Origin of the sequence: Dialister sp. UBA1703, from assembly GCA_002320515.1 — a bacterium.
Lineage (GTDB): Bacteria > Bacillota > Negativicutes > Veillonellales > Dialisteraceae > Dialister.
The window spans coordinates 1-9,660 of the sequence record DCJJ01000011.1 but is presented as its reverse complement, the minus strand read 5'-3'; the positions used below and the strand labels follow the sequence as shown (position 1 = coordinate 9,660).

Genomic DNA, 9,660 nt, shown 5'->3' with positions numbered 1-9,660 from the left:
ATCCTATGCAGGATGTGCACAGTGCCCCTATGGGTGCTCAGCATTGTGCCACATGACTCTGAGGGAAAGTGTAGAGAGGCTCTATTCTCCCCCCTGAATAGGGGGGAGTCCGGCGCAGCCGGATAGGGGGTGGCCACGCCAGTGGCCAAATCACCGTAGTGTCGGTTCATGTATATGATACTCAACGTATCAAGCCGTACTCAGCTAATTGCTAAAAGCTAATTGCTGTCGCCTCTACGCCAAGCACTCCTTTCTGACGCAAGGCAGCATACTACCGGGGAGATTTCTCGGCTCCCTTTCGCTGGCTCCATGAATCTATGGGATTCATACCGGCTAGTACCTCCGCTCGAAATGACGGGGCGATAATGACACAAATGAAAGTCCCGTAACGCTAACTTTATAATTATTGCCTGACAGGGCGATACCACAACCCTCAGCGGCACAGTCGCTGTCGCCCCCTGAGCGTCAGCGAACACAACCCTTCTATACAACCTTCGGGGCCAAAGGCCCCGTCAACCTTACCCTTTGCACCTTCTGATCCCTCTGAACCCGCTGAACCCTCTGAACCCTATCTCTTCAATTTCCCCAGATCCACTGCCTCCGGTGTCTTCAAAAGGGGTGATGCATTCCAGGGGTGGTCGTATTTCACCAGACATTCGGTTACCGTTTCGTAGGCTGCTTTTGAGAGGGCGGCTCCCAGCTCTGAGAAGGGGCCGGCGTCGGTGAAATGAAGCCCTTTTGGGTCGGTGATGAAGGTAATGCCGTCGGTGCCTGTTCCGGTGGCAGGAAGGCCGTTATTTACATCCGCAATGCCCAGGTCCTGGAGGGCGGCAGTTTTTCCTTCTGTCAGGGTGATGAGGGCCCTGGCCATAATGCCGTCGGGGAGACTGCCGTGAAAAAGAACCATCATGTTAATGGTTCCCTGGGGAGCAAACTGCCCTTTTTCTTCCCTGTAGAGAGCAGGGGAGGAGGCACGGCAGGCGGTTTTTTCCACGCCGCCGGTGGTAATGGCTTCCACCAGCACAGGGCCTGCTTCTACGATTTTATGGGAGAACAGGTCCACTTTGGCGGCGGTGAGAAGGACGGCGCTTTCTTCAGGAACGGCTCCTCTCTCCAGGGCGCAGAGTTTGAGGTAGGAGGATACGGATCCTCCCGGGAAATCTTTTTCCGAGGGATAGAAGCCGGTGAGCTTCTGGTTCAGGGCGTATCGTATATTTCTGAATCCACCGCCGTAAATGGCAGTGGACAGGGACCTGCGGGGGCGGTCGAAGGCAATCATAAGTGTTTCCGGGGTCATGGAAAGACGGGAGCCCGGCATGGCAAGCTGGATTTCTTTCATAGGATACCTCCAATAGTTTGTATTAAGAATATTATACTATGGTTCAGATAAATAAAACGACCCATGGTGCTCCTGTCATTGAAGTAAGGGGGAAAATATGATACCATGTAACTGAATTTATGTAATTTGAATAGAACGAGGAGATTTCATGGTTATTATTCCTTATATAGTACTGGCTGCGGTGGCAGCGCTTTTCTTTGTGGTCTCTTATTTTGTTATTTGCGGATTCCCCAAAAGAAAGGGGAAGACGGAAAAAGGGGAAACATCTGTCAGGGAGGCTGAGCAGACGGAAAAGAAAGAGAAGCCCTCCTTTGACCATAGGAATGATACAATGGATGATGCTACCCGCATTATTCCTGTAAAGCCCCGCCGCGAGGCGCCGGTCCGTTTTGATGAAGAGGAGGAAAAGACGAAGGTGTTCGCCAGAAAGGATTTCGGCGAATCGAAAGAGAAGGATGCTTTTTCTTCTTCCCAAGTTAAGAGTCCTTTCCCGCCGGAACCGGAGCCCCATGTGTTCACGGCCCAGCCGGACCTGAATTCTCTGGAAGAATATTTCGTCCGTCATTTCCTGAACCGCTACGGTGCCGTTTCATCTACCGTGGAGCAGGATACCAGAAGGGTGACCCAGCATTTGATTGAAGGCCTTCATATGAAGAACCGGGAGGCGGTGGATACGCTCACCCACATTATGGTGCAGGAAGCTATGCAGAATGCCCAGCGCACCTATGTGATGATGCCTACGCCTACGGTGCTGGAAATGGTTACCGATGCCTTTTCCGATGTGGCCAGAGGCAGCCGGTCCGATACGAAGACCATTCTTGCCTATGATGCGCTGAAGGCCATGCCCCGCATGGAGGAAAGCGAGTTCCATGCGCTGGCGCTGCTTCTGATTTTCCATTATTCCAGAAATACGGACAATGTAGACGCGGACCATTTGAAGAAATATACAGACAAGTACATTACCCCCTTCCTCTACAAACTGCCTGATGAGTACACCGGTTACCAGCAGCTGGAATATCTGCACTGCGTGTCCCTGTCCAATAAGGATATTCCCTTTGGCCAGGTGCTTCATGATTCCTATCCCTTCATTTTTGCCTTCCGGGGCTGCATGAAGAGTGAACTGTCTTCTGCCTATCCTTCCTGGCCGGAAGGCACTATTGTGGAGAGTCTCTACAATTCCTATGTAAAGCCGGCGGCGGTGGATGAATCTACCCTGTCCGGACTGTTTGACGACATGGGCATGGATGATGAGGTGACCAGAAGGAGCGTTCTTGCTCTAGTGGAATCCCGTCCCGTTACCTATGACAGAAAGGAAATGGGATATATTCTGGGTAAGGTTTCGCCCAATCTGCAGAAGCTGCAGGATATCTGGGATAACAGCATGATTCGCCGGTCCTCCCTTACCCTCATGGGCATGTATATTGCCAAGATCTGCATCCGTGAAACCATAGGGGAAGATTTCGACCTCAGCCACTGGATGTAAGCCTTTTGGACGAATAGGACAGCCGGCTGGCAGTGCTTCCCGGAAAATATTCAGAATCTGCCGCCCTGCGGCGGATTTTCTTTTTTTGAAAGGTGGGATACCATGGGTATTTTTGATATTATTGGCCCGGTGATGGTGGGCCCTTCCAGCTCCCATACCGCCGGCGCTGCCCGTATCGGGCAGACTGCCAGGGCCATCCTTGGGGAACCGGTAAAGGAAGCCAGGATTACCCTTTACGGCTCTTTTGCAAAAACCGGAAAGGGCCATGGCACAGACCGGGCCCTGGCGGCAGGGCTCATGGGCTATGCCCCTGACAGCGGCACTATCCGGGACGCTTTAAATATTGCAAAACAAAGGGGAATCGATATTTCCTTCTATCTTTCAGAAGAGGATATGGGCCATCCCAATGTGGCTAAAATCGATGCCAACGGCATCCACGGTGCCCGTGTGTCCGTGGTGGGCCGCTCCCTGGGCGGCGGACGTATTATGGTCACCGGCATTGACGGCTATGACGTGGAAATCACGGGGGAAGAATATACGCTTCTTACCCGTCATAATGACAAGCCCGGTGTAGTAGCCAAGGTATGCGAGGAACTGGCTAAAGAGCAGATTAATATTTCCACCATGCGTCTTTTCCGCAAAGGCAAGGGCAGCGAAGCGGTGATGATTATCCATACGGACCAGCCGGTGCCGCCGGATGTGGCGGAAAAGGTGAAGAATTCCAACGAAAACATTACCTACGTTATGGCGCTGGATATTATTTAAGGAGGGATTTATGGAATATCATTCTATGAAAGAACTGTTTGCCGTGGCAGACGTGGAAAAATGCTCTCCCGGCATTATCGCCTGCCGCGTGGAGGCGGAGGAAAGCGGGAAGAGCTATGAGGAAATCTGGTCCCGCATGAAATACACCATTCCCATTTTCCGGGAATCCATCCAGAAAGGGCTGTCGGACACCCAGAAATCGGCCAGCGGCCTGGTGGGCGGCGACGCCAACCGTCTTTTTACAGGTCACATGCGCTTCCTCTCTCCCGTATGTCAGAGGGCAGCCTCCTATGCCATTGCCACTGCCGAGGCCAACGCGAAAATGTACCGCATCGTAGCCTGCCCTACGGCCGGCTCCTGCGGCATCCTACCGGCAGTCCTCTCTGCTGTGGCGGAGGAAACCAATGCTTCCATGTATGACATAACCTGCGCCCTTTTTACGGCCGGTGCCATCGGACGGGTGATTGCGGAAAAAGCGTCCATTGCCGGCGCCGTGGGAGGCTGCCAGGCGGAATGCGGAGCAGCCTGCGGCATGGCGGCAGCGGCGTCTGTAGACCTTCTCAAAGGATCCACGAAGCAGATGGGCAATGCCTTTGCCCTGGCCCTGAAGAATATTCTGGGCCTTGTGTGCGACCCCGTAGGGGGCCTTGTGGAAGTTCCCTGCGTGAAGCGGAATGCTTTCCATGCGGTCCATGCCCTTCTGGCGGTTGAAATGGCCATGAACGGCATTGAAAGCGTCATCCCTCCCGACGAGGTTATCGAGGCCATGGGGGATGTGGGACGGCGGCTTCCCGTAGAATTGAAGGAAACAAGCCGGGCCGGCCTGGCGGTGACGAAAACAGGCAGGAAGATTCACGATGAAATCATGAAGAAATCGGCTATGGTGAAATAAAGACCCGGGAGCACTGCATAAGTGCTTTTCGAGGCAGGAGAATCTATGCATCAGGATGGAGTACGTTTTTTAGAAAAAGAAATCACACAGATGAAGGTGGCGGTTATCGGTGATATGATGACTGACCGCTATATTACAGGCAGGGTAAACCGGATTTCACCGGAAGCGCCGGTGCCGGTGAACCTGGTGGAATCCCAGCGGGAAGTGCCCGGTGGCGCTGCCAATACGGCTGCCAACCTGGCGGCCCTGGGATGCCCGGTTTTTGCCTGCGGCATGAAGGGCAACGATGCTGACGGGGCAGTCCTTTCCTCTCTTATGGAACAGGCGGGCATCGACATGTCCGGTATGATTTTAGCCGAAAATTACCATACCACTGCTAAAATAAGAATCCTTGGCGCCCGGCAGCAGATGATGCGTCTTGACTATGAGGAGAAAAAGAATCCCTCTTCCCATGACTGCCATTTCATCCTGTCATGGCTGGAACATCTCCTCAGCGAGGGACTCCGGTGCATTGTCCTTTCAGATTACGGCAAGGGCATGATTACAGGAGAACTTTCCGGAGCGGTCATTTCTCTGGCAAAAAGATATGGTGTGCCGGTGCTGGTGGATCCCAAGGGCGCCGACTGGACCAAGTATGACGGTGCCTACGGCATTACCCCCAACCTGAAGGAGCTGTCCGACTGCGTGGGACGGGAAATTCCCAATGATGATGAAGCGGTGGAACAGGCAGGAAAGGAAGTACGGGAAAAGTACCATCTGACCCATCTTTTTGTCACCCGTTCCGAGAAGGGGATAACCTGTATCAGTGAAAAAGGTTCGATTCACCGTGCTTCCGCTGCCCAGGATGTGTTTGACGTGTCCGGTGCCGGAGACACGGTGATGGCGGTTACCGCTGCCGCAACTGCTGACGGACTTCCTATGGACACCATTCTGGAGCTTTCCAACAAGGCTGCAGGCATTGCGGTTTCCAAAGTAGGCACTTACCAGGTAAAAAGGGAAGAGCTGCTTTCCGCCTGGAGCAGGGGAGAGAATGTGCGTCTTTCCTATCGGCCCCTGACCTGGGAAGAGGCGGAAGAAAAGGTCGGCCGCTGGAAAGAACGGGGAGAAAAGGTGGTTTTCACCAACGGATGCTTTGACATCCTTCACCGGGGTCATGTGACCTATCTGCAGCAGGCGGCGTCTTTGGGAAATCACCTCATTGTAGGTCTCAACAGCGATGAATCTGTGAAGAAACTGAAAGGGCTAGGCCGCCCTGTGAATAAGGAAGAAGACAGAAGCTTCATGCTGGCCGCCCTCCGCTGCGTGGACGAAGTGGTGATTTTCGGGGAAGATACGCCGGAAAAGCTTTTGTCCCGCTTAAAGCCGGATATTCTTGTCAAAGGCGGCGATTACAGGGTAGAAGAGGTGGCAGGAAGGCAGTATGCGGGAGAAGTGAAAATCCTTTCCTTTGTAGACGGCTACTCCACCACCGGCCTCATTCATAAAATTCGCAGGGAATAAGCTATGAAAGACAGATATTACCATGTGGACCTCAAAAATAAAACCATCGTCCTCATTTACATGCTGTATTTTGGGGACATGGTTTCCATTTCCCCCTTCCTGGAGGTGCTCCGGCGGGAAGCGGAAGGGTCGAAAATCCTGCTGGTCATGGATGCCCGTTTCCAGGAAGCGGTGAAATATAATCCCAATATTGATGAAATCATTCCCTTTGACCGTCATGGCAGGGAAAAGGGCATGGGAGCCACCTGGAAACTGGGAAAGAAAATCGGGGCCCTCAATCCCGATATTCTCCTTACCCTTCACGGTACCACCAGAAGCACCCTTCTGGCCCTGGCCATGCATCCAAAACACTGGGGCGGCGAAGAGGGAACGAGAATCGACTCCTTCTTCATGGACTGGCCCATGACCATTGAAACCTACAATTCACATGCGGTGGACAAATACCTGAAAGTTCTGGAAAGACTGGGGGTCAAAGACCTGCACCACAGCGGCATGCGTACATTCACCTCACCGGAATGGGAAAAGAAGGCGGATGACTTTTACCGTGCCCATGGAATCAGTCCAAAAGACAGGCTGGTAGGCCTTTCGGTCGGAAGCTCTACGGCTGAAAAGAACTGGCCGGCGGAGAAATATGGAAAAACGGCGGATCATTTTGCAGAAAAAGGCATGATACCCGTATTCTTCGGCGTCCCGTCGGAGCTGCCGCTTATCGAAAAGGCAGTGAGCGTCATGAAATCCAAACGGTATGTCATGGCAGCGGGGAAGCTCTCCATGGGTGAATTCATGGCCGCTGCCGGCTGCTGTTCCCTGGCTTTTACCAATGACAGCGGACCCATGTATGTTTTCGACAGCCGGGGCGTTCCCACCATTGCCATGTTCGGCCCCAGCAATGCCAAATTCCACCATCCACTGGGCTCCTGCTCCAAGGCCCTTTCCTCCTGGGATATGCCCATGGGACCGGAACATGTGAATAAAACCATAGCCTCCGGTCAATATACACCGATTTCCAAAATTTCCCTGGAAGATGTGATTGAAGCGGGGGAATGGGCACTTGCTGAATCGGAATCCATAAAAAGGGAATAGAGCATCATAAAAATGCTTTCTCAGCATAGAGAAGGCATTTTTTCTGTGATATAATTCATACATACGTATTTTTCTATACGTTGTTAATCAGGAGACTGTATGCATCTTCTTTCCGTATTTCCTGCGCTGCAGGTTAAAAATTACCGTATATTCTGGACAACCCAGTGGATTGCGCTTATCGGTTTCTGGCTGCAGCTTACGGCCCAGCAGTGGCTGGTGTACACCATGACCGATTCCGCTCTTCTTCTGGGGCTGCTTTCTGCCTGCCAGTTTGCACCCAGCCTTCTTTTCACTCTTTTCACAGGGCTTTGGATAGATAAACACAATAAGCGGAAAATCCTCATGGGAACCCAGCTCTTTTATCTCCTCCAGGCTTCTCTTCTGGGACTTCTCCTTTGGACAGGCCATGAAACTTACCTGTGGATTCTTTTCTTTGCCTTCTTTGTGGGTACTATCGACAGTTTTGATATGCCTGCACGCATGGCCTTCATGCCGGAGCTGGTGGGGAAGAAGGCCCTTCACAGCGCCATCAGCCTGAACTCCGCCAATTTCAATATTACCCGCATGGTGGGCCCTCTTCTGGCGGCATTCCTTTTGAAATATCTATCTTACAGCACCATCTTTTTCTTGAATGCCCTGTCCCTTGTGCCTATTATCATTGCCTACAGCCGCATGGATGTGAATTCCGTCATAGAGAAAACGGAAAAACGCCATCCGCTCCTTGAAATACGGGAGGGGCTGAAGCAGGCGAAGAACAATCCCGTCATTTATAAGAACCTCATCGCTGCGGCTATCGTAAGCGGCCTCATTTTAAATCTGGGCACCTACGGCCCCCTCTTTGCTGACCGGGTGCTCCATGAAGGTATCGACGGCTTCGGCTCCATCCTTTTTGCTGCCGGCGCCGGATCCATGGTGAGCGGCCTTCTGGCCGGAGCGTCGACAAGACATCTGTCCAACACCATGATATTCCGTGCGGCCGTTCTCTGCGGCGTTCTCCTCATGGCAGTGAGCCATGTTCATTACTTTATTCCTGCCCTCCTTCTTTTCGCCCTTCTTGGCTTTTTCATTATCGCTTTCATTGTGAACTGCAATACGGTGATCCAGATGGCGTCCCCTAAAGAATTCCTTGGACGTATTATGGGCCTCTATACCTTTGTCTTCCTGGGAAGCGCGCCCTTCGGCTCTCTGCTTGTCAGCTTCATTATCGAGCAGGTAGGCACCTCCCTTGGCCTCCTTCTGGTGGGAGCCCTGGCAATCGGCCTCCTTGTCATTTTCGCCTGGCCGGAGAGTGAACCGCAGTCCCTTTCATGAGAGGTTGACCGAGGGAAAAGAGTATACACTTTTTCTTGAAATGGTTATAAAATTCTTCTTATGCAGGGCCCTTGCCTTTTAATATAGTTTCCGCTATACTACATACATAGAATTTCAGAAAAGCAAAGGCGCTGGTCATTGATCAGCGCCTTTTGTTTTCAGCAAAGATGCTGCCGGAAGGCGGCATCTTTTTGCATAGTCAATGATTTTAATTCATATACCAGACAGGACGGCTGTCCTGTCATTACAGGAGGTGTTGATGATGCGAAAGCCGAAAATCGGGGTTATGCCGCTGTGGGATGAGGAAAAGGAAAGCATATGGATGCTCCCCCGGATATATGGATTCCATTGAAGAAGCAGGTGGGATTCCCGTCATTCTTCCGCTCCATCTGGAGAAAGAGGAATTTGAAGAAATTGCCAAAGGATTTGATGGCTTCCTCTTTACCGGCGGACAGGATATATCGCCTGCCCTTTACGGAGAAGAAAAACGGCCCCTCTGCGGACCGGTATGCACCATGAGGGATGAACTGGAAACTATGGTATTCCGCTACTGCTGGGACCATGATGTACCTGCCCTTGGCATCTGCCGGGGCCTGGAGCTTATGAATGCTCTCCTGGGAGGCACTTTGTACCAGGACATTGCCTCCGAATGCCCCACACTCCATGCACCGAACCATGTGATGGACTTCTCCTACGACTGGGTGGCCCATTTCAACAGTATCCTCAAAGGAAGTCCCCTCTATGAAAGGCTGGGCGTTTCCTTCCTGGGTGTCAATTCCCTCCATCATCAGGCACTGAAGACCCTGGCCAAATCCTTAAAGCCCATGGCCGTATCGGAAGACGGCCTGGTGGAAGCAGCCTATGCACCGGAAAAGAAATTCCTGTGGGCCGTGCAGTGGCATCCGGAATACTCCTACACCTATGACGGCTTGGACATGGCTATCTTTGAAGCCTTCACCGAAGCCGCCGGCCGGGGTATGTCCATTAGCGTGTCTCCTTTCCTGCCGCCGGACTATACCACCACCGATACCTTCCGCCTGGGGTAGGAGGGGGAAATATAAATGGTCAATGAATGGGGCGCCCTTTGAAAAAGGGGCGCTCTTTTTTCGTGGGCTGGTGTGCTAGTGGGATCTAGTGTACTAGTGTACTAGTGTACTAGGGAAGCGCTGATTAAATCACTGTCCGCTTTTATTCTTGAATTTTTATGCAATGCAAGGAATGGGACGACGCGAATAGCGAGCTATTTAAGGAGTCCCATGACGAAGCAGTGCATAAAAATTCTTATAA

The 9,660-nt window shown here is 52.2% G+C and carries 8 protein-coding genes; 7 read left to right on the top strand and 1 reads right to left on the bottom strand.

Features of this window, described 5'->3' with window-relative positions; all coding sequences use genetic code 11:
• Positions 1-568: 568 nt before the first annotated feature.
• A complete protein-coding gene (locus B2Y11_RS00720) occupies positions 569-1,339 on the bottom strand; it encodes an adenosylcobinamide amidohydrolase (protein WP_291054830.1) in 771 nt (256 codons plus the stop codon).
• Positions 1,340-1,487: 148 nt separating this feature from the next.
• Here B2Y11_RS00720 and B2Y11_RS00715 point away from each other — a divergent pair, with 148 nt between their 5' ends.
• The 7 genes from B2Y11_RS00715 to B2Y11_RS00685 all read left to right on the top strand — a co-directional run bounded on the left by B2Y11_RS00715 (position 1,488) and on the right by B2Y11_RS00685 (position 9,419).
• Complete coding sequence (locus tag B2Y11_RS00715) at positions 1,488-2,822, top strand: LPO_1073/Vpar_1526 family protein (protein WP_291054827.1); 1,335 nt, start codon at positions 1,488-1,490, stop codon at positions 2,820-2,822.
• Between the two features lie 102 nt (positions 2,823-2,924).
• The gene (sdaAB, locus tag B2Y11_RS00710) at positions 2,925-3,587 is read left to right on the top strand and encodes an L-serine ammonia-lyase, iron-sulfur-dependent subunit beta (RefSeq protein WP_291054824.1); all 663 of its coding nucleotides are present in this window, start codon (positions 2,925-2,927) and stop codon (positions 3,585-3,587) included.
• A gap of 10 nt (positions 3,588-3,597) precedes the next feature.
• Positions 3,598-4,479, top strand: coding sequence for an L-serine ammonia-lyase, iron-sulfur-dependent, subunit alpha (gene sdaAA / locus B2Y11_RS00705; protein ID WP_291054821.1), 882 nt, complete (start codon positions 3,598-3,600; stop codon positions 4,477-4,479).
• Between the two features lie 45 nt (positions 4,480-4,524).
• Positions 4,525-5,979, top strand: a complete 1,455-nt coding sequence (rfaE2, locus tag B2Y11_RS00700; RefSeq protein WP_291054818.1) for a D-glycero-beta-D-manno-heptose 1-phosphate adenylyltransferase — start codon at positions 4,525-4,527, stop codon at positions 5,977-5,979.
• A 3-nt stretch (positions 5,980-5,982) separates the two neighbouring features.
• Positions 5,983-7,062: a glycosyltransferase family 9 protein gene (locus B2Y11_RS00695; protein WP_291054816.1), complete on the top strand. Its 1,080-nt coding sequence runs from the start codon at positions 5,983-5,985 to the stop codon at positions 7,060-7,062.
• A gap of 99 nt (positions 7,063-7,161) precedes the next feature.
• Positions 7,162-8,373: an MFS transporter gene (locus B2Y11_RS00690; protein WP_291054814.1), complete on the top strand. Its 1,212-nt coding sequence runs from the start codon at positions 7,162-7,164 to the stop codon at positions 8,371-8,373.
• 299 nt (positions 8,374-8,672) lie between these two features.
• The gene (locus B2Y11_RS00685; protein WP_291054811.1) at positions 8,673-9,419 is read left to right on the top strand and encodes a gamma-glutamyl-gamma-aminobutyrate hydrolase family protein; all 747 of its coding nucleotides are present in this window, start codon (positions 8,673-8,675) and stop codon (positions 9,417-9,419) included.
• Positions 9,420-9,660 lie beyond the last annotated feature (241 nt).

Excerpts from the sequence above, each read along its gene's own strand:
- B2Y11_RS00720 (WP_291054830.1), bottom strand. The coding sequence starts at position 1,339 with ATGAAAGAAATCCAGCTTGCCATGCCGGGCTCCCGTCTTTCCATGACC.
- B2Y11_RS00715 (WP_291054827.1), top strand. The coding sequence starts at position 1,488 with ATGGTTATTATTCCTTATATAGTACTGGCTGCGGTGGCAGCGCTTTTC.
- sdaAB (WP_291054824.1), top strand. The coding sequence starts at position 2,925 with ATGGGTATTTTTGATATTATTGGCCCGGTGATGGTGGGCCCTTCCAGC.
- sdaAA (WP_291054821.1), top strand. The coding sequence starts at position 3,598 with ATGGAATATCATTCTATGAAAGAACTGTTTGCCGTGGCAGACGTGGAA.
- rfaE2 (WP_291054818.1), top strand. The coding sequence starts at position 4,525 with ATGCATCAGGATGGAGTACGTTTTTTAGAAAAAGAAATCACACAGATG.
- B2Y11_RS00695 (WP_291054816.1), top strand. The coding sequence starts at position 5,983 with ATGAAAGACAGATATTACCATGTGGACCTCAAAAATAAAACCATCGTC.
- B2Y11_RS00690 (WP_291054814.1), top strand. The coding sequence starts at position 7,162 with ATGCATCTTCTTTCCGTATTTCCTGCGCTGCAGGTTAAAAATTACCGT.
- B2Y11_RS00685 (WP_291054811.1), top strand. The coding sequence starts at position 8,673 with ATGAGGAAAAGGAAAGCATATGGATGCTCCCCCGGATATATGGATTCC.